The following is a 21,743-nucleotide window of genomic DNA, read 5'->3' on the forward strand; positions in this document are numbered from 1 at the left end:
CTTAAGTAATTTCCTTGCAATGACGGCTCAGCCAGTGGGCAAGGACATAAGAGATATAAACATGACAAAAATCCGCATTAATCTGCTTAGAAATTTATTCACAGAATACGATATAGACGGTTATATAATTCCGTCTAACGATAAATATATGAGTGAATATGTTCCAAGCTATGCAAAGAGACTTGAATATATAACAGGTTTTACTGGTTCAAACGGTATAGCTATTATATATAAAGATACAGCATTATTCTTTACCGATGGACGTTATTTAGAGCAAGCAAATAAAGAGCTGGATTTAGAGCTTTTTAAGCTTTTTGACTTAAAAGATATATCTAAGTTTGGTAAAGATGCAAAAATAGGATATGATTCTGAATTATTTACTTATCCCACTATATCAAATTTAAAGTTCAATTTTCAGAAGATTAATGGAAATTTAGTTGATAAGATTTGGCCAAATCAGCCACTAGAGCCAAACTCTAAAGTTTATTTGCATGATATTAAGTTGGCGGGCGTTAGTCATACTGATAAAATAAGTAAATGTCGTGAAATTTTTTTGGATTCCCGCTTTTGCAGGAATGACATAGAGGAAAGCGGGAATGACACCGAGCAATCTGCCTTAGTCATTCTCGATAGCTCCTCCATATGTTGGTTACTAAATTTGCGTGCCAGTGACGTTGCTTATACGCCTTTAATGTTTGCAAAAGTTATACTCACTTCTACACAATTATATTTGTTTATAAATCCTACAAGAATCGATGCCGAAATTATTAATGCTCGTCCTGAAATAACGATTTTACCGGAAGAAGAATTTGAAAATATTTTAAGAGATAGCGAGAATACACATCTTTCCAAACCAGCTTATAGAATTTTTATTGATGATACTATAGCATCTGTTCATATAATGGACTTAGTAGCTGATAAAAAAGTACAAAAAATTACCGATCCATGCTTAATGCTTAAAGCTTGTAAGAACGATGTAGAAATTAAGCATGCAATCGATTTGCATATTAAAGATGCAGTAGCTTTATGTGAATTTTTTGCTGATTTTTCTCAATGTCATCCCCGTGAAAACGGGGATCCAGAAAAACATAATAACGAATTGACCGAGTATTCCCTCGGTTTAAAGCTTACAGAGCAACGAGCTAAACAAGAGGGATATGTTTCGGATAGTTTTCCTGCTATTTGCGGATTTCAGGAAAATAGTGCTATTATTCATTATAGAGCTGACCAAAAAACTGCTAAAAAAATTGAAGGGCAGGGGATATTACTGATAGATTCCGGCGGTCAGTATCAAGGTGCTACTACCGATATAACTAGAACAATAGTAATAGGTACACCGACAGATGAGCAGAAAAAGCGTTATACGCAAGTACTTAAAGGACATATTGCTTTAGCTAAAGCCAAATTCCCAAAAAATATCATCGCAGGAGCTAATCTTGATATACTCGCTCGGCAATATTTATGGCAAGAAATGCTAGATTATCCACACGGTACAGGGCATGGGGTAGGGAGCTTCTTAAGTGTTCACGAAGGACCGCAAAGCATAAATCTTCGTAATAAAACAATACTTAAAGCAGGTATGATCTTATCTAATGAACCGGGGTTTTATGTTCCTGGAAAATATGGTATTAGGATTGAGAATTTGATGTATGTAAAAGAAAATAATGGATGGCTTGAGTTTGAGACCTTAAGCCTAGTACCTTATGCTAGTAAATTGACTGATATGAAACTACTTAATATTGATGAAATAAACTATATCAAGGAATATTATAACAAAATTAGAGCTAAAATTTATGATTTATTATCCACGCAAGCGAGGAATTGGCTTAATAATGAAATAAATTTATATTGTAATTGACGTTTCCGTCATTTATTGGTATAAATTCTATACATATTGGGACGTCGCCAAGTGGTAAGGCAACGGTTTTTGGTATCGTCATCCGGAGGTTCGAATCCTCCCGTCCCAGCCATTCGTCAATTTTCAATTTTTCATTAGATACTTCAAAGTTGTTCTATAATCTATATTATGGAAAATAAGTGATATGATAATATTATTTCAATTAGTGGTGCATTCGATTGGATTTGAACCAACGACCTTTGCCTTCGGAGGGCAACGCTCTATCCAGCTGAGCTACGAATGCAAATAACTAATAAGAGCGCTCCAAAATAAATTTAATAATCGAAAACAAATAGTCTTTATAAATATTCTGAACCGGAATTTTATTTAATAACTTACTTGCTGCATTTTCTAAGTTACTCAAATAATTAACTGTTTCATTGTAAATTTCATGCTTTACCATTAAGTCATGTATTTTTACAAAGTCATCTTTAGTACGCTTATCACATTTAATTATATTTTCAAGCCAAAGCTGCTTATCTTGCGCTAACTTATTATATAAAAAAATCAGCGGTAACGTAACTTTTCCTTCTAAGAAATCATCGCCAATATTTTTGCCTACCTGTTTATCATTACCCAAATAATCAAGCAAGTCATCTATAACCTGAAATATCGTACCGAGTAATTTCCCAAAGTCCTGCATATCTTTAGAAATATGGTCTACCTGCTCTGCTATAATAGCTCCAACTGCACAAGCAGTTCCAAATAGTTCGGCGGTTTTAGATTTAACTATTTGCTGATATTCGTCTATAGTTATAATACGTCGTTCATTTAACTTCACTAGCTGTACTACCTCCCCTTCGGAAATAATTGCTGAAGCTTTAGCTAGAACATTCATAGCTTTAATAGAGCCGGAAGCTACCATTAACTTAAAAGACTGACTAAAGAGGAAATCACCCACTAAAATACTTGTTTTACTGCCCCAAATAACGTTAGCCGTAGGTTTGAATCTTCTTAAAGTGCTGTCGTCTACCACATCATCATGAAGCAATGTGGCGGTGTGAATGAATTCAACGGCACTTGCGAGCTTTATATGATTATCGCCTTTATAATCAAACATTTTAGCAGTTATTATAGTTAAAAGCGGACGAATTCTTTTACCTCCTGCTTCTAGTAAATATTTACCGACCTTTTCTATTAACTCTTCATCACTTTTTAAACAGCTAATGATTAAATTGTTTAACTTAGTTACTTCATCTTTTAAATCTTGCTGTATTTTTACTATAATATTCATGGTTGGTATTTTTATAGGTTGTTCTGTCATGGCAAGAAAAAATTGAAAATTTTGACTCAGCAATCTCATGCCAAAACCCTGAGATTGCCACGCTCCTTTCAGTTGCTTGCAATGATGATTAACGAAGTTCATCGAGTATACATTCCTCTAATATTTTTTGATTAACATTAGGAATTAACTCCATAATTTTTTCTTTTACATTTTCACCGGGTTGCACTTTTTTTACCGCTGCTTGATATAAAGATAAATAATATAAAGGTATAAGTTTATTTATATCATCTATATTACCTATTTTAGCTTTGTTTAAATCGGACAAATCAAACACATACTCAATGCTAGCATCAATTAAATTAGATGAATTCGGGTGATCAGAAATAGTTTTTAAAAATGATTTCAAAGCATTCCCGTATACTTCCTTACTCTCTTCTGAAAAATCTTTAAAATCCCCTACTCCGTATATATATGCACTTAAAACATCTATTATTCTAGAGTAATCATTAATTATTATCGTACCTTTACTGTAAGAATCTTTAAGAGCATTTACTATAGTTTCATTTGTTATATTAAATCCCGATGCGTTTGAATAGAGACTTAAAGCATTTATCTGTGCTCTAGTTAATTTGTTTAATTCAGTTACTAAATTAATATTTAAATTAAAATTATATTCCCTATCTTCAAAAATACTAAAATTATATTGTTTATTATTATTTAAAATATAGCTTAGTTCATTATTAAAATCTTTATATAGCTTATTATCAGAAAGTTTAAATAAATAGGTTTGCTTATCGTAATATTTCTTTATAAATTCTAATGAACCTATTATAAAACCAGGTTTTAGCTTAAATTGCGAATCTACCAAAAGATCAATATTATTATTGCCGAAATCGTTTAACTTACCTTTATATAATAAATTAATATTATTTTCAAAGTTATTACTATTGATTTTTGCATTAGTAACTTCAATTGTTAAATCTTTAGCAATATCTTTAAAATGCACACTACTAGTACTAATCAAGAAATTACCGGAAAATTTGAAATTATTATTCCAAGCGGGTCTATATAATAATAAGCCGGCAGGTATTATTCTATCTTCAAGGTTACTTTGTACTATTTCGGTTTCATAATAAATTGCTAATTTTTGCGGTATGTTATCAAGGAAATCCTGTTTACTTGTATAATACTTACTTTTGTCAAATAACATAGTAAGTATAGTATGATCTTCTTCATATAATTTTTGATTATCGACTAAGTCAAAAATTTCTGTTTTACCGGAAGTAAATTTAATATTTTCTATTAAATTTATAACTTCAAATAAATCTTTTTTAAATCGTACTATTTCAAATAATTTAAAATTTAACGGTATTTTTGTTGATAATATACAGTTCTCATTATAAAATCTTACTCCAAAGCCTCTTTGAACCGGCTTAAATTTTCCGAATGCTTCTCCGGAAAAATGTATAAATAATTTCTGCTTAAGTAAATCATAACCGATATTTATCGGTGTGGTAAATTCAGTTACTCTATTAATACTCTCTTCTTGCCAATTAATTACTGAAATACCTAATTTGAAAGGAAAACCATATGGCTGAACTTTAGAAAACTTAATAAGATATTGCTGATTAGGATTATTATCAGCCTCTTCTATATTGAGGTTGGTACCGGCATATTTTTGATTTATAGAGTGTGATAAAGAGAACATAATAGTAAACCACAACCCACTATATGCGAGTATAATAAAGATAGTTATAAATAATATTATTTTAAGAATTTTTTTCATCTTTAAATCGGTATTATAGTGTGATTTTCTGTTGTTGTATGGATAAGTTTTTTCGTCATTGCAAGGAAAAATTGAAAATTTTGACGAAACAATCTCAGGAGTTTGTTATTATTTCATGAGATTGCCACGCAGTCTACGACTGCTCCCAATGACTGGGTGGTATCCACGCAACAATGCCCGCTTGCAATGACGTTTACTTACACAGCTCTACATATTCCTTATTCAATTTTATAACGTTCCAAATCCATAAACTCATCATAACTATAAAAGTTACTAATAAATATATTATAATAGAATCAAAGGTAGCAGTCGGAATAATAATAAATATCAAAGACTGTATAAATGCTCCAAGCGATTTACCGAATTTAGTACCTATTACCTCTACGGCAGCTTTTCCCTTAGTTCTAAGCTCTAAAGATAAAGGAATATACGCCATTTCTTTTGTTGAATCGAATAATGAATATTTGGACGATTTACTCAGTATGTTCTGAATTGCTCCAACAATAATCGCTGCATATAGCAGATTAAAATCACCGAAACATTCTCCTATTTCTTCAATAAAAATTATAAAGATAAAAAACATCAAGCCGGTAATAGACAACATAATAGGAGTTAATAATGCCGAAATGAGCCAACCGAGTCTTCTAAGAATATTACTGCCTATTATCATGAAAGTAACGCATGATATCCCCATCCAAATATTAAACCTGCCCATAAAGTTAACATAGTCTATAGTGTTTGGATGTAATTCTTTTATTTTTGCTTTCCAAGGTCCTTCAACTATATTTATTAATAATCCATAACAGATTATTAATAAGGCAATACGACCTATATATTTTGAGTGAATTACTAATTTGATACTTTCAATTACCGAAAGTTTTGTTTTCATTTTAGCTGTAACTTTTTTTTCATCTAAAACATTTATGGAATCTGTTAAAATAAATCTATTTATTATTCTAAATAGAAGCATAGCAATTATTCCTGCAGTAACAATAATTGACATGATTGGCTGAAGCATTATAGCATTTCCGGCAGATGAATTAAAAGAATCCGGTAATAATTCTGAATCAATGACGTCCTGCCCGCTTGAGAAAAAGACAAGTACGCTGCCTGCTATTATAAGACCGATATTACCGACCATTCCAAGAACAGGATAGAATCTTTTAGCTTTAGAAGTATCAAAAATGTGATTGGCAAACTGCCAAAACATTAAGTTTATGACTACTGCACTCCATAATTCCGCGAAAATATACATCAGTGCATAACTCCATTGACTACCTATTTTAATAAACCATTTAAAATTAGGGTATGAAGCAATTAATTTATTTATCATTTCATCATTAGGATGATAAATATCTTGATTTGGATAAATAATATAGGCAAATAATAAGAAAAATAGTAAAAAACTGCCGACTATAATGTAGAAAATATATTCAAAATTTAAGTTATTACTAAGTTTAACATAAAGTACGGTAAAAATTACGCACGAGGGTAATACTAACCATAATTTTAAGAAGCTAATAATTTCAGCCCCCATAGAGGGTACTACTAAACTATCTTTGATAGATCTTAAAGCCCCAAAATTAAAAAGGATACATAACATCATTAAAGCCATAGGTATAAATAGCTTTAATTCTTTCCTTTCTATAGGCCACATTATTTCTTTAACTTTTTCAAAGAAAATTTTAGGCGGTAACATTTTTATTGTAACCTTACATATTAAAGTTAACTTTTAAATCTCTTAAGTGCTAAAGTCAATTAAAATAATTAATTTATACTACTCCAAGGTGTTATTTCTTTATATCGCCAGTAATACTTTGTGATCTTATCTAATTTGTACTGATTTGTCTTCCATAATTCCTGCTTATCGGTAGTCCATGGCTTAGGTCCTGCATAGTGTAAAATGAAATAAGAAAAATAAGGGCTTTGAGTCTCAAAATATGTAAAACAGTTCCATCTCATCGATAAGATTTAATAAATCTTGGTTAGGAAAAGAAAAATCACATTTTGACTTTTGTAAAGTTTTATCTTACTTTTTTTGCATATTTTTTAAGTTTAAAAATACTACCCCGCTATTTTTATAAGAATGAGCTATATTTCTCTTATATTCTTTTGTCACTTTATGACTAATCTATGGGAGTTATTTGAAAACAGTGAACTTGTAAAAAATACATATAGATTAATGATTATCAGTTAATTCATGTTCAAAATATTTCTGATGAAAAATTAAAAGAAAAAGCTTGGTCTGGAATCTTGCAGTTTTTTTTAAAACATATCCACAAACGAGATTTATTAAAGAGATGGCAAGAAGTAGCTGATCTTTTACCAGAATTTATTAAAGTTAATATCGGTATAGATTATATAGAGCTAATTTTGTCCTCTACACCTTGAATCAGATTAGGGAAAATGATAAAATAGAAATAGAAAAAATGCTTAAATCGCATTTAAACCCTGCATTAGGAGGAAACCTTATGAATAGCTTAGCTCATAGCTGGAAACAAGCAGGTATTGAAGAAGGTAGAAAAAAAGAGAAAATTACTATGGCTAAAGAAATGAAAAAAGAAGGGCTTTCTTTAGAAACTATTATGACAATAACAAAATTAGATAAGAAAGATATTGAGAAATTAAAATAACATGATTACATTACATGCCACAAATAAACAGAAGACTCACATTTTTGCATATTAAGCTTATAGGAACTTAGAGCTAAAGGCATATATACTCGATCAACTTCAAAAAGAGCAAGGAGTCTATAAATTCATGTTAAATAACTCTCGTTTATGTATTATTTGGTTGTTTGGGCTTATTAGCGGTTTTAATCTAATGATTACCGGTAATACTTTAAATTATTGGCTTGCTAAAGAAGATATAGCACTGCAAACAATCGGTATATTATCATTCATAACGCTTCCCTACTCTATTAATTTCTTGTTAGCACCGATTTTTGATGCAGTGCAAATTAAATATTTAAACAAAATATTCGGTCATAGATTATCTTGGATTTGCTTAACTAGTAGTGCATTGATATTTCTTATATATATTTTCAGTTTTCTAGATCCTAGTACTAATCTATTATTATTTGCTTTCACGGCTTTAATTATTTCTTTTTTTAGTGCTGCACAAGATACTATATTAAGTGCTTTAAGAACGGAAATAGTACCTAAAGAATCGCTTGGGTTTACTTCAGGAATATACATATTCGGTTATCGGGTCGGTATGCTTTTAGCCGGTTCTGGAGCTATTTATTTATCTATTTATTTAACATTTAATGAAATATATAAAATCTTTGCCGGTTTAGTATTTATTTATTTAATTTTATTGATTGTAGGAATTAAGTATTGTTATTTAAACGAGAACATACATATACAGATAATCAAGAATGATATAAAAAATAATCAAAATAAAAAAAACATAATAAATTTTATATATAATGCGTTAAAACCTATAGGTTCTGTTTATTTCATTATTCTTATATTAATTTTCCTAGTATTATATAGGTTACCGGATAACTTAATTAATGTTATGATTAATCCGTTTTTGCTTCATCTTGAGTATGATGCTTTTGAAATAGCAAGCGTTGGAAAGTTTTGTGGAGTTGTAGGAGCTATAATCGGTGGACTTGTCGGCGGGGTTATTATGAAACATAAAAATATATTAAATAGTATATTTTTATTTGGTATTATTCATGCTTTAGGACATATTTTATTTATTTTTCTTGAAATAAACGGTAAAAATTCTTTATTATTATTTATTACGATAGGAATAGCAAGTATTACCGGCGGTATGACAATGACTGCTTATATCGCTTTTATTTCTGCACTCTGTCAAGGTAAATTTCGAGCTACTCAATATTCTTTTCTTTCATCGATGATGGGGATTTCGCGCTCAATTTTTCCTATAATTTCAGGCTATATGGTAGTAAATTTCGGTTGGCAAAATTTCTTTTTATTTACTACTATTATAACTATTCCGTCTTTATTAATATTATTAAAAATAAAAACTAAATTACAATAATGAATGATATATATTAAGTATAATATTTTTAATACCGTATTTTGCTATTTCTTCCATTATACCAAGTATTTTTATATTAAATCAAAGTGCAAAATATCGTAGCTTCAAAAAAGCTCTACCTAGTGTAATTGTTACTTCGATATGTTATAATATACTTATACATATAATCGTTTTCAATCATGATTTCTTCTTTATTTTTATGATTTGGTATATAGCAATACCTTTTTTCATAATTGGATTTATTTTTCTAATCTGTATGGAATATAATACTTGGAATCAATCATATTTTAATTTAACAATAGAACCTTAGCCTATTTCTATGTGGAAACAAAGTTTAGTTTCTATATTGTGATATCAATATTATCTATATTAAACCCATATATAATGAGTATATTAAATATAATTAATAAAATGGGAGCAGTAACAATTTGGAGCATAGCTCTAGTATATAAAATGGCTATTTAAATGAATAATGATATATTAAGTGCTTTTTTACATGGCATCGTTTTAGCTCTCGGTTTAATAGTGCCGCTCGGAGTACAGAATATTTTTATATTCAATCAAGGAGCAACACAGCCAAAGTTTAGCAAGGCTTTACCTAGCATAATTGCAGCCTCAATATGTGATACTATGCTTATATGTATGGCAGTTCTTGGGATATCTTTGTTAATTCTTGAAATTTCTTGGTTAAAATTATCTATATTTATTGTTGGATTTATTTTCTTAATTTATATGGGATATAATACTTGGAATCAGCCGCCTATTGATCTTACAATGAATTCCGGGGCTTTTTCAGCTCAAAAACAAATTTTATTTGCTATATCGGTGTCAATATTAAATCCGCATGCAATTATGGATACGATTATAGTAATAGGTATTAGTGCTTTAAAGTATAGCGGTATTGCAAAAATTATATTTACCTTAACTTGCATACTTATATCTTGGATATGGTTTTTTTCTTTAGCAGTTGCAGGTTATAATATTAGAAAGCTAAATAAAAGTAGTACGATTTTAACTATAATTAATAAAATAGCTGCTATTATTATTTGGGCAGTTGCTTTTTATATTGGAGTACAAATATTGTATGAAATCGGTTTTATTAACTAGACATATTGAAGAAAATAATGAAACTATAAAGGAAATAAGTAAATATAATTTAGATTTACGTGATATTCATTGTCCTTTAATTAAATATAAAACTTTAGATTTTAATATCGATATTTTAGATAATTACTCAAATATAATAATAACTAGTAAATATGCAGCAAGTATCTTAACCGGTCATAACTTAAAACAAGATATTTGGGTAGTAGGTAGTAAGTCAAAACGATTATTAGGCAAGAAAGTAATGTATACTGCTAAAAACGTGGAAGATTTGATTAAGCATTTTCCTCCTGATTTATATGAGCAGACTATATATTTATCTTCAAATGAAATTACTCAAGATTTACCTAGCAAAATAACTAGACATATCATTTATAATGTAGAATATTTGAATGAGCTGCCCGTATCTATTATAAAAGAATTTACAAATAATATTGATTTTATATTACTTTATTCTCAAAATAGTGCTAGGACTTTAGTAAAATTATTACTGCAAAATAATTTACTAGAGTACTTACAAGATAGTTTAGTTGTAGCCATAAGTTTGAAAGTTGCAAATATAGTTAGACCTTTTATAAAAAATGTGGTTTATTGTGATGATCAAAACCTTAACGATATAATCAAGTTATTATCTGAAAATGCACAAATTCGATAGTTTATTTAAAAGCAAAAACATCTTTTTTATAGCAATAGTAATATTTGTCTTATCTTCTTTTACTCTTTATCATAATAGATCCGATATTTTAAAACTTTTTAAAAGTGAAAATAAGGATTTAAGCCAAATTCCTGATCAAGCAGTAGAAAATAAAGAAAATACTACCCTGGAAGAAAAGGAAGCAGCTCCTCTATTATCTACCAAGTCGCTTTTAAATTACGTAAGTTCTTTAAAGTTTCCTGAAGCACCGACTAATTTAGTAGAACCAAAATTAGAAACTGTAGTCAATTCAGCTTCATTCGGATACAAGGCACAAGGAGCGAAGAAGCCTATAACTAATAGGAGAGCGACGAGTGATGAGGTAGGCGTATGGGTATCACTTGACTATATTAATTACTTATTAAATGTAAATCTATTAGTATATAATTTCATGCAAGATAAGGATTATAGTAAAGAACTAAGAATAGTAAAATCCCGCCTGCTGCCTCAAGATATAAGGAATATTTTAAATAACTTAGAAGCATATAATAATTATCTTTTTTCTAAATCAAGTAGTACGGAAGTAATTTTTCCTACCAACCATAAGTGGCTGGAGAAGTTTATCAAAATTGAAAAAAAACCTTCTGCTATGATGATAAAAGAGCAAGATAAACCTCTAATTTTAGAGAACTTAAACTATCTAATCGATTGTCTTTATTCAGAAAAATTTATGCAGGAGTTTGTAAATAAAGATGTTTAGGTTATTATTAATATGTGCTACTTTTTTACTGCTTTATTTCGGGTTTACTTTTATAGAGAGGTTTGATTCAAAAGTTTTTATTAGTTTATATGATTATAATATAGAGACTACCTTGTTCTTTAGTCTTATTTTAGGCCTTTTATTACTAATTTCTTGTTTTATTGTCATTAGATTTCTAATATTAATTATCGATTTACCATCTAAAATACATAATATTTTTAGTAAACGAAAAATTAATCATGATAGATATGCTTTAATTTTAGCTTTTGCCGAATATATTATGAATAATAAAGCTAAATCTGCTTCTATTGCTCGCAAAAATTTATCTTCTGAAGATCTAAAAGATTCACAAGAATTCCATAATTTAATCTTAGCCGTAACTGAAGAGGATGTAGATAGAAAAATTTCCTATTTTCAAAAACTTATTACATCTAAAGAATTTGTTTTTTACGGTAGCAAAAATCTAGCAAAACTTTATTATGGTAAATCTTTTTATGAGCAAGCAGAAAATTACGCAACAAAGGCTTATAATTTCAATGAACTTGATATTGACAATTTAATTACTTTAATGCGTTGTTATGCTAGACTTTCTCTATGGACAAAATTTATTTTTATAACGAATAAGCTCGCAAAATTTCATAAACATGAGTCTATGCCGGAAATTGCTGAGTATTATTTATTAGCAGCGAAGCAAGAAGTAGAAAGTAATAATACGGCTAATGCTATAGATTATTTGGCAACGGCTGTAGATTTAAATTTTTATAACGACGAATTACTAGAATTTTACTTTAATTTAAATAATAAGCTTAATGCTAATAAAAAGATCAAAATATTAAAAGATGCTTTTCGTATTATCCCTTCTTTAAAATTAGTGCAGCTATTTAAAAAATTTACTTCTCTATCAGATAGGCAAATTTATGAAGAATTAACTCAAGAGTTAGATGCTAAAAAAGATGAAATATTAATTTTAGCAATAGAAGCTTATTTAGAATTGTAGACGTTGTGATATGGATTCTTTTATGTTATTCCCACTAGGTATTGTTGCGTGGATACCGAGTCGTCATTGCAAGCAGCCGTAGGCTGCGTGGTGATAAAAAAATTCTGTAAATCAGAATTTTTACTGGATTGCTTCGTCAATTGCTACGCAATTTCCTTGCCATGACGACTTGGGTACCTGCAACAACGCCTGCTCACAATGACGGATAAGCCGAACCACACAACAAAAACTAATATAAAAATAATTTCTTTGGGTGCTTACTAATTTCTTCATTTACATTATTATTATGGTGATGATAATTAGATTGAATTGTTATTAAATAAGCATTTATTGCTTTAGAAAATTCTTCAGTTTTATAACGAAAGAAATGGTCAGCTCCATTGATAATTTTATAATCAACTTTAATATGGGATTGTTGCTTAGATAATCTATTTGCTAGGTCTTTTACATCATCTGCCGATACTATACTATCATTATCTCCCTGTAATATAAACCCTGGAATAGGACAAGGTGAGAGGAATGAGAAGTCATATTTATGAATTGTATTAACCGGCGGTGAAATAGCAATAAAATGATTTATTTCCGGACGTCGCATTACAAGTTGCATAGCTATCCATGCTCCGAAAGAAAATCCTAATATCAGATTAGACTGAGCATTTGGGTTATTCTGCTGTAACCAGTCGAGAGCTGCCCCCGCATCAACCACTTCACCGACTCCGTTATCAAATTTACCTTGTGATCCCCCTACTCCTCTAAAATTAATACGTAAGACGGTATAACCGTTATCTGCTAAAATCTTATAGGCATTATAAACTACTTTATTATTCATATTACCCTCATATAAAGGATGAGGATGAAGAACTAATGCAATAGGGGCGTTAGGCGCGGTAGCTTTTGCATATCTTCCTTCAATTCGTCCTTCCGGACCGTTAAAATAAATTTGTGGCATAATTATTCATAATATTTAATTTGTTCGATATGATATTTTACCACTTTTTCTTATTAGTGCAACTATTCTGAATTAAAATATGAGTGTATTGACGCATGCCGCCATATATACTAAAATGTAGTCAAATCAGTTGGATGTAATTACAAAGAGCGAGAAGCGCAGCCTATAGATAATCGGAGAGCGACGCGAGACGATGTAAGTGAATTCAAATCATTTGACTATAGCGGATAATGATAACTGAATGGAGCTATATTATGAATACAGTAGATATTAGATTACGCGTTTCAGCAGATATAAAACTTGAAGCAGCAGAAATATTTAAGCAAATGGGAATGACTATGTCAGAAGCCATGAGGATATTTTTCTAACTCAATGTATAAATAGCGGCGGTTTGCCTTTCAAACCACATATTAAGATTCCTAAAGAAATATTTAATAAGTTAGGCACCTAATTTGTATCATCATTACAAACGACTAAAAACCTTGTTGTACGACTTCTATGTCATTCCCGCGAAAGTGGGAGTCTAGAAAGGATCACCTTAATACTAGTATAAAAATTACAGATTATTGACAAAATAAACCTAAAAAAACAAGTTTTGTATAGGTTTTACTGGATTCCCGGTTTCGCGGGAATGACATATAAAGATTATCTAAGAAAATACTGCTCGCTCCACTGCATCTACGCTATGTTGCACTAAATCCTTAGCAATTTCTTTAGTAATCATCTTTTTTAGACCGTTTTTAAGTTCTTGTCTAACACATCCAAGCATTTGCGGTTCTGCTACAATAATCAATTCCTTATATTTAGCTTGATCAGCAGTAGTTACTTTCTCTAAATGTTTAATAACGCTCCTTGCTGCTTCTTTATGTGCTATATCTTTTAGCGAAGTATGCGGCTCAAACAACGAAGCCGGTGTAGATTTATTTTGGTAAAGGCTTTGTCTTTTTTCTCTATGGTGGTGATGCTCCTCTAAATCCAAAGATAATTTTAAAGGTGTATTAGTAGTAATTTTAACTCCTTGAGCGTCGTAAAGCATCATTTGCTTACTATCGATAACCGCAATTAATTTTAACGCTGTTGTCCTTACCATAAATACCTCCATAAAAACTAAGTTGTAATTTTATGATAATACTAATTATTTTTAAAACCTAATATTAATTTAATAATTTTTGCTTTTCACTGTTAATAATTTGCTCAACCTTGTCATTAAGTATACGTACGTCTGTTTGCTCTATTTCTTCTTTTTCTATTACACCTATAATCTTTATCTTTATAGTTCCAGGTTGCTTAAACCAAAAACCTCTAGGCCAAAATAAACCGGCATTATGAGCTATCATCACAATTGGAACTTTAGTAATTGAAGCAAGCTTTACGGCACTTGGTTTAAATTTTACCGTTCTATCAGGCGGAACTTTAGTTGATTCCGGAAATATTATTAACCATAATCCTTCTTTTATTTTTTCCTGACCTTCTCTTAAAATCTGAGCAACCGAGCTATTAGTACCACGGTCAACCGCAATAGGTTTAACCATCCGAAGTCCCCAACCAAGCAGGGGTATATTAAATAATTCACGCTTTAATACCCAAGAATGTTTAGGAATAATCAGTTGCATAAACATTTGATCCCAAAAGGATTGGTGATTAGACACGACGATTGCAATAGTCTTCGGTAATTTCTCAAGCCCCTCTACTTCATATTTTAAACCGCAACAAATTTTTGCAAGCCACACAAAAGCATAAGAAAAGATAATGGCAATTCTATATCTTATGTGATAGTTGACATTGAAAAATGTTACTGGTATGTAACATATAAGAAAAAAAATAAATGTAAATAACGATAATAATCCGTAAAATGATAAAATTCTTAAACGCCACAGCATAATTATTAAGATAATTATATTAATTAAAATGGTATTTATAACATAATTTTACAATGAGTAAAATAAAAAGGTATTAAATGAAAAAAACTGTTCTTTCCGGTGTGCAAGCAACCGGTTCTTTACATCTCGGTAACTATCTTGGTGCAATTAAAAACTGGGTTAAAATGCAGGAAGAATATAACTGTTTTTTCTTCTTAGCAGATTTGCATGCTATCACGGTTGATATTAAGCCATCAGAACTTAACAATTCAATTATGGAGGTGCTTGCTGTTTATTTAGCAGCAGGGCTTAACCCCGACAAAGTAACGATTTTTGCCCAAAGTATGGTGAAAGAGCATACTGAACTTGCTTGGCTACTAAATTGCGTTACACCGCTTGGATGGTTAAAGCGCATGACGCAATTTAAAGATAAAGCAGGTAGCGATCAAGAAAAGGCTTGTCTTGGGTTATTTTCCTATCCGGTACTTATGGCAGCGGATATCTTAATATATAAAGCCGATATAGTGCCTGTAGGTGAGGATCAGAAACAGCATTTAGAGCTAACAAGAGATATTGCAGGGGTAATAAATAGAAAATTTAACAAAGAAATTCTAAAAGTTCCTGAAGTGTTAATTAGTGAAACAGGCACAAGAATCATGAGCTTACGGGATGGATTAAAGAAAATGAGTAAATCTGATATTTCGGATTTTTCCCGTATCAATTTAAAAGACGATAACGATCTTATTCATCAAAAAATAAAAAAAGCCAAAACCGATCATTTAAGTTTTGTTAGCTATGATCAAGAAACAAGACCGGAAATTAGTAATTTATTAGATATTTATAGCAGTTTATCCGAAGAAAGCTTGGAAAAAATAATCGGTAATTATCAAAACCAAGGTTTCGCAAAATTTAAAGAAGATTTGGCAGAAATTATTATTACAAATCTACAACCGATACGTGATAAATATTTAGAATTAATGAATGATAAAGAATATTTATTAAAAATACTGCACAAAGGAGCAGAAAAAGCAAGAATTAGAGCTTCTGAAACGGTTAATGAAGTGAAAGAACAATTCGGATTTGTAATTTAGATTCATATATTGCAAGATTTCCCTTGAAATATATAAGATTATTTGGTATGAATCTTCTTGGATAGGTGGCCGAGTGGTTTAAGGCACTAGTCTTGAAAACTGGCGTACGGGCAACCGTACCGTGGGTTCGAATCCCACCCTATCCGCCAACTTAGTTTATAGTATTATACCCTTTTATTTGCTTATAGTGCTTAGTATATTTATCTAGTAAAATCCTAATCATTTTTTGATAAGGCACATGTGCAGTTGCTGCTTCTGATTTAAAAAATTCTACGCTCTCTTTACTTAAAGAAATGGTTACTTTTACTGAATCATCTTTTAATAACAGTTCTCTAGGATGTGGTAAGAAATCTTTTACTATTTTTACTTCCCCTATTTCCCCATCAGTGTATTTTATCTCTTGCTCATAAATTCTCTTACCTTTACGCCAGTATCCTGCTCCAAAAATTCTTATATGATTACCTCGGAACATAAAACTGACTGTTAAATATTACCATCAACTTTACCTAAACAAAAATATCTTTTTTCTGTAACACTATGGTCTACATCTTGAAGGATTATCCTTTTGATATCTAGAAAAGCTTTTTGAGCTTCATAAAAGCTTACGTTATGCTACCCAATATTAATTTTATTTAATAATACTTAGCTCTATACTAAATGTCCATATATGTAATTTAAAATCACTATCTTTACTAAATTCTAATAGACCTTCTAAATGATTTTTTTGTATAGAAGAAGCAATTTTAACTTCAAATGCATCATTATTTTGAAATATAAAATCAACCTCATATCCTTCTTTAGTACGCCAATAAAATAATTCATCTCTTTTGTTGTTTAAATATTTATAAGCTATTAATTCTAAGAATACATAATGCTCAAAAGATTTACCAGCATCAAACCCTTTTATTTCCTGATATTCATATTTCCTTAGGTAATTTGCTAAGTACGGTATCGAAAAGGTAAAATTTAGGCATTTCCGTAATAATTTGCCTTTTGCTAAGTGATCTATACGGATAAAGATGATATCCTAAATACATATCTTCTAATATTTCAAGATATGTTCTAACGGTTTTTGCATCAACACCGCAATCTCTTGCTATATTACTATAATTTATCATCTCATCGTTTGAAATGCCTATAATCTCTAGAAACCTTGCAAGTGCTTCGCGTTTTCTTAAATTTGCTTCACAAACTGTACTTCAGGTAAAATATAGTCATATAAATAGGACGCAAGATATTTATGAATCTTTTTTGATGCAATATAATGATCAGGTATTAGTCCATGATTAAAAATTTTATGCCAATCAAGCTCTTTTATCTCAGAATATCATAGAGCAGCAAAAACATATATCTCCAAACTCTTCTGCCAAGTAAATTGCTACCTGTTGATTTTAAGCGCCTAGTACTGGAGCAGCAAAGGATCAATTGTAAAGATTTATTAGATTCTATTAAATAATGAACCTTATCTAACAGTAAGGGAATTTTTTGCACCTCATCAATAATAATAGTTGAGATGCCGTCTTTTGACTTAAACTCTTCTCTTAAACGTTCAGGATTTTGAAACTTTATAGATATCAGCTTGTAATAAATCTATATATATCCGGAAAACGTTGTTTCAGATATGTTGACTTACCAGTTTTACGTGCTCCCCACAAAAAACAGGACTGTCCTTTTGGTAATTCTAAGTCTAAAAATCTTTGTATTGTCATGATAATATCTTGCAAATTTAGATATTTTAGGAGTATATTCCCTAAATAGCTATTTATCTAGTTGATTTAAGAGGTTATCAAGTAAAGAGCTTTTTTAGCAAAAATTGATAAGATTTTTGATAGGGTGTTATTCATATCTCAAAAAAATCTTATAATTTGCAGCAAAAAAGAATTAAATTATCGATTAAAATTTATTTACAGATAGCTTCCAACATCATTTTAGCGGCTTTTATGCCTGCTTCTGTTGAAGTTTTTATATTGGTAGTTTCGGTATGGAAAGTTATTTTACTGCCGTCAAGGTTACCGAGCATAAAATTGGTTTGTATATTAGACACCTTCCCAAACTCTACTTCTAGGGGTAATTTGTACGTCAATCCGGTACTCGCATCTGTGCGATTGCTTTTGTACGCTGCGGTGGCAAGTGCTTCTGTGTTTCCTTCAAATACCTCCCTATAAGCGAGTTTGGAAAGATGTCTAGGATTTGCATCTAGATATTGTGAATAAGCAGCAATCGGGGTGCGGCAATTAGCATCTAGATACTCTAAAAATGCTCTTTCGGGTTTTATGAGTTCAAAAGTGGGAAGATGATTAATTTGGTTGCATATCTCAAGCATAGCATTATCATCTTTTCTAATCTCAACTGCAATGACTCCCTGCCCTATACACGGTAACATCTGTGAATACTCTATCAAATGGCAATACTCCGGATTAAACACCTCTAACCTTTTAAGACCTGTATATGCTAAAATTGTTGCGTCAACTTCGCCGGTCATTAGCTTTTTTATTCTTGAATCAACATTCCCTCTAAAAACCGTTACCTTTAAATCCGGTCTTATTTTTTGGATAAATGCTTTTCTTCGTACTGCCGAGCTACCTATTACGGCATTTTGCGGCAGCTCTTCTATAGATTTATATTTTAGACAAACAAAAACATCTCTGGGGTCTTCACGCTCCAAAACAGCAGCTATTACTAGCGGTTCAGGTATTCTACCCGGTACATCTTTTAAAGAATGAACAGCTAAGTCAATTTTTTTATCAAGCAAGGCTTGCTCTATTTCCTTTAAAAATAAAGCTTTACCGCCTATATCGTATAATGGTTTATTTTGGATTAAATCCCCGCTAGTAATAATCGGCACTATTTCACAATTGATATCAGGAAAAAATTGTTTGATTTGCTGAATAACTAAATTAGTGTGTATTAAAGCAAGTGGACTTTTTCTTGTACCTATTCTGATAGAATTTGTCATTTGTTTTCTATTATTTCAAAAGGGCTAGTAAAACTTAAAACATTACTGTTTATAATTACTTCATGATTCATAATAACTGGATGATTTACTTCTCCATGCCCTATGCCTGCTGCTTTATAAGTTCCAATATTTTGAATATGATTTAAACAAAAACTTTTTATAGCTTGTTCTACAAACTCATCCCCTTTAGTAAAATCACCAAAGATTATTGCCTTTATGCATTCAAATATACCGTATTTTTTAATTGAACTAGATTACGATGTACGGCATAGGCTTTTTCATTAACGTCTTCAAGCAATAGAATTTTATTGTCATCCCCGTGAAAACGGGGATCCAGTATTATTTTTTCTGGATTCCCGCTTCTGCGGGAATGAAATAAAGAAGCATAGGAATGAGAATGAATTTGCAAACCAGTACTAATCAATTTAGTTAAAACCGTTAAATTCCCGCCTGTTATTGTACCTGTTATATTTTCCTCACTAATTTTCTTTATAGGTATAATAAGAACATTTATTATAGGCATAATATCCTGATTAGTAGGCGGTAGTAACGAAGTTAACACTGAAACGTGAATAGTTGGGATATTATAATGGTTATTTAGTAATAAATGCAAAACGGTAATATCGCTATAGCCTATCAGGACTTTATCCCCTTTTTGCTCTATATTAAAACAATCTTCTACAAATTCACTGCATCCATATCCGCCACGAAAAACCCAAATTATTTTAACCTGTTCATTTTCCATAGCTTCTTTAAACATTCTCAACCTTTCCTCTTTAGAAGTAGCGAAAAAAGGCAATGCATCACCTGAAAAAATCTTATCATCTACTAAAGTTTTAAAACCATGCAACGCTAATATAAGAGTGTGTACTTGCGATTATCATTGCCATAATAACGCCGACTATTAACCCCTTAAATCCTATATAACTTTTAATGATCCGTAAAAACAATTCATTGGTGTTAACTACCGGATCTTGAGACAATAATAATATTGCAATCCAAATGAATAAAACGGATAAAAAAAGACAAATAACTGCCGAAATAAAAAATGTTCGTGATATTTGCCTTGTGTCTTCTGCCATCAATATTCTTTGAAAAATTGAAGGACCAAGTGACGGAATCACAAAATATATAAAAATATTTAAAGAAATCCAAAATTTAGGACTAGTATAGTGAAACAATCCTTGTAAATCAGTAAGACGAGTTTGTACATTTGAGTCTATAAATATATGCGGATCGCTAAAAACATTCCATACGACAATTCCTATTACTGGAATAATTGCACTATAAGTAACAAACTGTACGGCTTCGGTAAAAGTAACCGATTTTACACCGCCAAAAGCAGAATAGCTTATTATTACAGTGGCAATACATAAATCTATGTAAAAATTTGAAATGTTAAAGAATAGCTGTAATATTAAACTTGCTACGTGGAATTGCATGGCAATCCTACCTATAGACATTAATATACTAACTATCGACGTAAGAATACGAACTTTGTTACCATACGCCTCCCCTATTATTTCTGCTGCCGATAAGCTACCCAAAAAATTCTCAAAACGAGGAGCTATAAAGTCACTAATTAATAACCAACTAACAACGCTACCGAATATACTAGGTAATAAGTACAATAATCCGTCCGTATACATTCTTGAATTATCGATTAAAAAAGTACTAGTACCGATCCAAGTAGCAATAAGAGTTGCGACTATTGTACCTGTAGAAAAATTCCTTGTTCCTATCGCATATTCGCAAATATTTTTTATATTTGTGATATTTAGAAGTCCAACTAGCAAATTAATCGCTAAAAAGCTAGTAAAAATAAGGAGATCTATATTTGGCATAGAGTTAAGTTATAGGGATTTTCTATGCAAATAATAATAAAGATAAAAAAAGAAACAAACAATATTTTTGTGGAGTTAAAAAAGTATGTCATTCCTACGAATACACATGGGTGTCATAAGACTCGATGTCATTCCCGCGTAGGCGGGAATCCAGTACTTCAAAACTTTTTAAAAGATTTTTTTAAAGCTCGCTTTATGCTGAAATTCCTGCTTCTACGGGCATGACATAAACGAGCCATGCAATAAGGCCGCTTTTAGCTAGGAATGACATACAAGACTCATTTTTATTCATAAAGATTAAACTTCTACTGCCCTAACCTAATGATGCTACAGTATAATCGTTATTATACCAAGTTGTGTACTCATCAAGTGCATTATGACAATCATTGTCATCAACTATAGCTGTTTTTTTCTCTTCTCATACATCTGCTGCAGTGTTTATTACCTACCATCTTGATACTTGGATCAAACGGTGGCTTGTTTTCTTTATTTAATAATGCTTTTAGAGTTGGCAGTTTTGAGTTGCTAGCATTATACTTTTGAATTGTTTAAAAATAATCTATGGCTAGGAGTAGCTGCATCTTAAGTACACTGAAGATACATTACCGCCATTTTTTATTAAAGTTT

21 protein-coding genes, 3 tRNA genes and 2 pseudogenes are annotated in these 21,743 nt (G+C 30.7%); 12 read left to right on the forward strand and 14 right to left on the reverse strand.

What is annotated here, in order from left to right:
* Positions 1 to 19 precede the first annotated feature (19 nt).
* The gene (locus ACSFFC_RS06490) at positions 20 to 1,858 is read left to right on the forward strand and encodes an aminopeptidase P family protein (RefSeq protein WP_041472218.1); all 1,839 of its coding nucleotides are present in this window, start codon (positions 20 to 22) and stop codon (positions 1,856 to 1,858) included.
* A 37-nt stretch (positions 1,859 to 1,895) separates the two neighbouring features.
* Positions 1,896 to 1,970, forward strand: a tRNA-Gln gene (locus tag ACSFFC_RS06495).
* A 94-nt stretch (positions 1,971 to 2,064) separates the two neighbouring features.
* On the opposite strand, the gene ACSFFC_RS06500 is transcribed toward ACSFFC_RS06495, so the two are convergent.
* The 4 genes from ACSFFC_RS06500 to tlc3 all read right to left on the reverse strand — a co-directional run bounded on the left by ACSFFC_RS06500 (position 2,065) and on the right by tlc3 (position 6,607).
* Positions 2,065 to 2,141 (reverse strand) — tRNA-Arg (locus ACSFFC_RS06500).
* Positions 2,142 to 2,147: 6 nt separating this feature from the next.
* Positions 2,148 to 3,131, reverse strand: a complete 984-nt coding sequence (locus ACSFFC_RS06505) for a polyprenyl synthetase family protein (RefSeq protein WP_014410776.1) — start codon at positions 3,129 to 3,131, stop codon at positions 2,148 to 2,150.
* A gap of 118 nt (positions 3,132 to 3,249) precedes the next feature.
* The gene (locus ACSFFC_RS06510) at positions 3,250 to 4,908 is read right to left on the reverse strand and encodes a hypothetical protein (protein WP_014410777.1); all 1,659 of its coding nucleotides are present in this window, start codon (positions 4,906 to 4,908) and stop codon (positions 3,250 to 3,252) included.
* A gap of 193 nt (positions 4,909 to 5,101) precedes the next feature.
* A complete protein-coding gene (tlc3, locus tag ACSFFC_RS06515) occupies positions 5,102 to 6,607 on the reverse strand; it encodes a nucleotide exchange transporter Tlc3 (RefSeq protein WP_014410778.1) in 1,506 nt (501 codons plus the stop codon).
* Between the two features lie 512 nt (positions 6,608 to 7,119).
* On the opposite strand from tlc3, the gene ACSFFC_RS06520 reads away from it, so the two are divergent.
* The 7 genes from ACSFFC_RS06520 (at position 7,120) to ACSFFC_RS06550 (ending at position 12,417) form a co-directional block, all read left to right on the forward strand.
* Positions 7,120 to 7,299 (forward strand): hypothetical protein, encoded by a 180-nt coding sequence (locus ACSFFC_RS06520; RefSeq protein ID WP_231283001.1) that lies wholly within the window; start codon positions 7,120 to 7,122, stop codon positions 7,297 to 7,299.
* Complete coding sequence (locus ACSFFC_RS06525; RefSeq protein ID WP_014410780.1) at positions 7,296 to 7,541, forward strand: RpnC/YadD family protein; 246 nt, start codon at positions 7,296 to 7,298, stop codon at positions 7,539 to 7,541. Before ACSFFC_RS06520 ends, ACSFFC_RS06525 begins: the two co-directional genes overlap by 4 nt.
* A 127-nt stretch (positions 7,542 to 7,668) precedes the next feature.
* Positions 7,669 to 8,922: an AmpG family muropeptide MFS transporter gene (locus tag ACSFFC_RS06530; RefSeq protein WP_014273545.1), complete on the forward strand. Its 1,254-nt coding sequence runs from the start codon at positions 7,669 to 7,671 to the stop codon at positions 8,920 to 8,922.
* A 465-nt stretch (positions 8,923 to 9,387) separates the two neighbouring features.
* Entirely contained in the window at positions 9,388 to 10,029 is a 642-nt protein-coding gene (locus tag ACSFFC_RS06535; protein ID WP_010977336.1) for a LysE/ArgO family amino acid transporter, read from the forward strand.
* A complete protein-coding gene (locus tag ACSFFC_RS06540; protein ID WP_014410781.1) occupies positions 10,007 to 10,681 on the forward strand; it encodes a uroporphyrinogen-III synthase in 675 nt (224 codons plus the stop codon). The genes ACSFFC_RS06535 and ACSFFC_RS06540 overlap by 23 nt, the downstream gene beginning before the upstream one ends.
* On the forward strand, positions 10,665 to 11,420 hold the full coding sequence (locus ACSFFC_RS06545; protein ID WP_014410782.1) for a palindromic element RPE2 domain-containing protein: 756 nt from the start codon (positions 10,665 to 10,667) through the stop codon (positions 11,418 to 11,420). Before ACSFFC_RS06540 ends, ACSFFC_RS06545 begins: the two co-directional genes overlap by 17 nt.
* Complete coding sequence (locus ACSFFC_RS06550) at positions 11,413 to 12,417, forward strand: tetratricopeptide repeat protein (protein ID WP_014410783.1); 1,005 nt, start codon at positions 11,413 to 11,415, stop codon at positions 12,415 to 12,417. Before ACSFFC_RS06545 ends, ACSFFC_RS06550 begins: the two co-directional genes overlap by 8 nt.
* A gap of 229 nt (positions 12,418 to 12,646) precedes the next feature.
* On the opposite strand, the gene ACSFFC_RS06555 is transcribed toward ACSFFC_RS06550, so the two are convergent.
* Positions 12,647 to 13,366 (reverse strand): alpha/beta hydrolase, encoded by a 720-nt coding sequence (locus tag ACSFFC_RS06555; RefSeq protein WP_012736801.1) that lies wholly within the window; start codon positions 13,364 to 13,366, stop codon positions 12,647 to 12,649.
* 254 nt (positions 13,367 to 13,620) lie between these two features.
* On the opposite strand from ACSFFC_RS06555, the gene ACSFFC_RS06560 reads away from it, so the two are divergent.
* A complete protein-coding gene (locus ACSFFC_RS06560) occupies positions 13,621 to 13,734 on the forward strand; it encodes a type II toxin-antitoxin system RelB/DinJ family antitoxin (protein ID WP_014273549.1) in 114 nt (37 codons plus the stop codon).
* Positions 13,735 to 14,015: 281 nt separating this feature from the next.
* Here ACSFFC_RS06560 and ACSFFC_RS06565 read toward each other — a convergent pair whose 3' ends face one another.
* Both ACSFFC_RS06565 and ACSFFC_RS06570 read right to left on the reverse strand, forming a co-directional pair.
* Positions 14,016 to 14,456: a host attachment protein gene (locus ACSFFC_RS06565; RefSeq protein ID WP_004998294.1), complete on the reverse strand. Its 441-nt coding sequence runs from the start codon at positions 14,454 to 14,456 to the stop codon at positions 14,016 to 14,018.
* A gap of 64 nt (positions 14,457 to 14,520) precedes the next feature.
* Entirely contained in the window at positions 14,521 to 15,246 is a 726-nt protein-coding gene (locus tag ACSFFC_RS06570; RefSeq protein ID WP_010977331.1) for a lysophospholipid acyltransferase family protein, read from the reverse strand.
* 77 nt (positions 15,247 to 15,323) lie between these two features.
* Between ACSFFC_RS06570 and trpS the strand changes: the two genes are divergently transcribed.
* Both trpS and ACSFFC_RS06580 read left to right on the forward strand, forming a co-directional pair.
* The gene (trpS, locus tag ACSFFC_RS06575; RefSeq protein ID WP_014120857.1) at positions 15,324 to 16,316 is read left to right on the forward strand and encodes a tryptophan--tRNA ligase; all 993 of its coding nucleotides are present in this window, start codon (positions 15,324 to 15,326) and stop codon (positions 16,314 to 16,316) included.
* A 59-nt stretch (positions 16,317 to 16,375) separates the two neighbouring features.
* Positions 16,376 to 16,465, forward strand: a tRNA-Ser gene (locus tag ACSFFC_RS06580).
* 2 nt (positions 16,466 to 16,467) lie between these two features.
* Here the strand turns inward: ACSFFC_RS06580 and ACSFFC_RS06585 are convergent.
* The 7 genes and pseudogenes from ACSFFC_RS06585 to ACSFFC_RS06615 form a co-directional block, all read right to left on the reverse strand.
* Positions 16,468 to 16,788, reverse strand: a complete 321-nt coding sequence (locus ACSFFC_RS06585; protein ID WP_014410785.1) for a hypothetical protein — start codon at positions 16,786 to 16,788, stop codon at positions 16,468 to 16,470.
* A 156-nt stretch (positions 16,789 to 16,944) separates the two neighbouring features.
* On the reverse strand, positions 16,945 to 17,337 hold the full coding sequence (locus tag ACSFFC_RS06590) for a DUF4143 domain-containing protein (RefSeq protein ID WP_410526328.1): 393 nt from the start codon (positions 17,335 to 17,337) through the stop codon (positions 16,945 to 16,947).
* Entirely contained in the window at positions 17,234 to 17,449 is a 216-nt protein-coding gene (locus ACSFFC_RS06595) for a DUF4143 domain-containing protein (protein ID WP_410003124.1), read from the reverse strand. The genes ACSFFC_RS06590 and ACSFFC_RS06595 overlap by 104 nt, the downstream gene beginning before the upstream one ends.
* 181 nt (positions 17,450 to 17,630) lie before the next feature.
* The gene (locus tag ACSFFC_RS06600; protein ID WP_081497781.1) at positions 17,631 to 17,906 is read right to left on the reverse strand and encodes an AAA family ATPase; all 276 of its coding nucleotides are present in this window, start codon (positions 17,904 to 17,906) and stop codon (positions 17,631 to 17,633) included.
* 310 nt (positions 17,907 to 18,216) lie between these two features.
* Positions 18,217 to 19,272 (reverse strand): hydroxymethylbilane synthase, encoded by a 1,056-nt coding sequence (gene hemC, locus ACSFFC_RS06605; protein ID WP_014410788.1) that lies wholly within the window; start codon positions 19,270 to 19,272, stop codon positions 18,217 to 18,219.
* Positions 19,269 to 20,131: pseudogene (locus tag ACSFFC_RS06610) on the reverse strand (LD-carboxypeptidase). The gene hemC and the pseudogene ACSFFC_RS06610 overlap by 4 nt, the downstream one beginning before the upstream one ends.
* A pseudogene (locus ACSFFC_RS06615) lies at positions 20,118 to 21,116 on the reverse strand (sodium:solute symporter family protein); the annotation flags it as partial. The pseudogenes ACSFFC_RS06615 and ACSFFC_RS06610, both read right to left, overlap by 14 nt.
* Between the last annotated feature and the right edge of the window lie 627 nt (positions 21,117 to 21,743).

This window comes from Rickettsia parkeri (assembly GCF_051427245.1).
GTDB lineage: Bacteria > Pseudomonadota > Alphaproteobacteria > Rickettsiales > Rickettsiaceae > Rickettsia > Rickettsia rickettsii.

What these genes read in the sequence shown, in the direction of transcription:
- ACSFFC_RS06490 (WP_041472218.1), top strand. Translation starts at nt 20, where the DNA reads ATGACGGCTCAGCCAGTGGGCAAGGACATAAGAGATATAAACATGACA.
- ACSFFC_RS06505 (WP_014410776.1), bottom strand. Translation starts at nt 3,131, where the DNA reads ATGAATATTATAGTAAAAATACAGCAAGATTTAAAAGATGAAGTAACT.
- ACSFFC_RS06510 (WP_014410777.1), bottom strand. Translation starts at nt 4,908, where the DNA reads ATGAAAAAAATTCTTAAAATAATATTATTTATAACTATCTTTATTATA.
- tlc3 (WP_014410778.1), bottom strand. Translation starts at nt 6,607, where the DNA reads ATGTTACCGCCTAAAATTTTCTTTGAAAAAGTTAAAGAAATAATGTGG.
- ACSFFC_RS06530 (WP_014273545.1), top strand. Translation starts at nt 7,669, where the DNA reads ATGTTAAATAACTCTCGTTTATGTATTATTTGGTTGTTTGGGCTTATT.
- ACSFFC_RS06535 (WP_010977336.1), top strand. Translation starts at nt 9,388, where the DNA reads ATGAATAATGATATATTAAGTGCTTTTTTACATGGCATCGTTTTAGCT.
- ACSFFC_RS06540 (WP_014410781.1), top strand. Translation starts at nt 10,007, where the DNA reads ATGAAATCGGTTTTATTAACTAGACATATTGAAGAAAATAATGAAACT.
- ACSFFC_RS06545 (WP_014410782.1), top strand. Translation starts at nt 10,665, where the DNA reads ATGCACAAATTCGATAGTTTATTTAAAAGCAAAAACATCTTTTTTATA.
- ACSFFC_RS06550 (WP_014410783.1), top strand. Translation starts at nt 11,413, where the DNA reads ATGTTTAGGTTATTATTAATATGTGCTACTTTTTTACTGCTTTATTTC.
- ACSFFC_RS06555 (WP_012736801.1), bottom strand. Translation starts at nt 13,366, where the DNA reads ATGCCACAAATTTATTTTAACGGTCCGGAAGGACGAATTGAAGGAAGA.
- ACSFFC_RS06560 (WP_014273549.1), top strand. Translation starts at nt 13,621, where the DNA reads ATGAATACAGTAGATATTAGATTACGCGTTTCAGCAGATATAAAACTT.
- ACSFFC_RS06565 (WP_004998294.1), bottom strand. Translation starts at nt 14,456, where the DNA reads ATGGTAAGGACAACAGCGTTAAAATTAATTGCGGTTATCGATAGTAAG.
- ACSFFC_RS06570 (WP_010977331.1), bottom strand. Translation starts at nt 15,246, where the DNA reads ATGCTGTGGCGTTTAAGAATTTTATCATTTTACGGATTATTATCGTTA.
- trpS (WP_014120857.1), top strand. Translation starts at nt 15,324, where the DNA reads ATGAAAAAAACTGTTCTTTCCGGTGTGCAAGCAACCGGTTCTTTACAT.
- ACSFFC_RS06585 (WP_014410785.1), bottom strand. Translation starts at nt 16,788, where the DNA reads ATGTTCCGAGGTAATCATATAAGAATTTTTGGAGCAGGATACTGGCGT.
- hemC (WP_014410788.1), bottom strand. Translation starts at nt 19,272, where the DNA reads ATGACAAATTCTATCAGAATAGGTACAAGAAAAAGTCCACTTGCTTTA.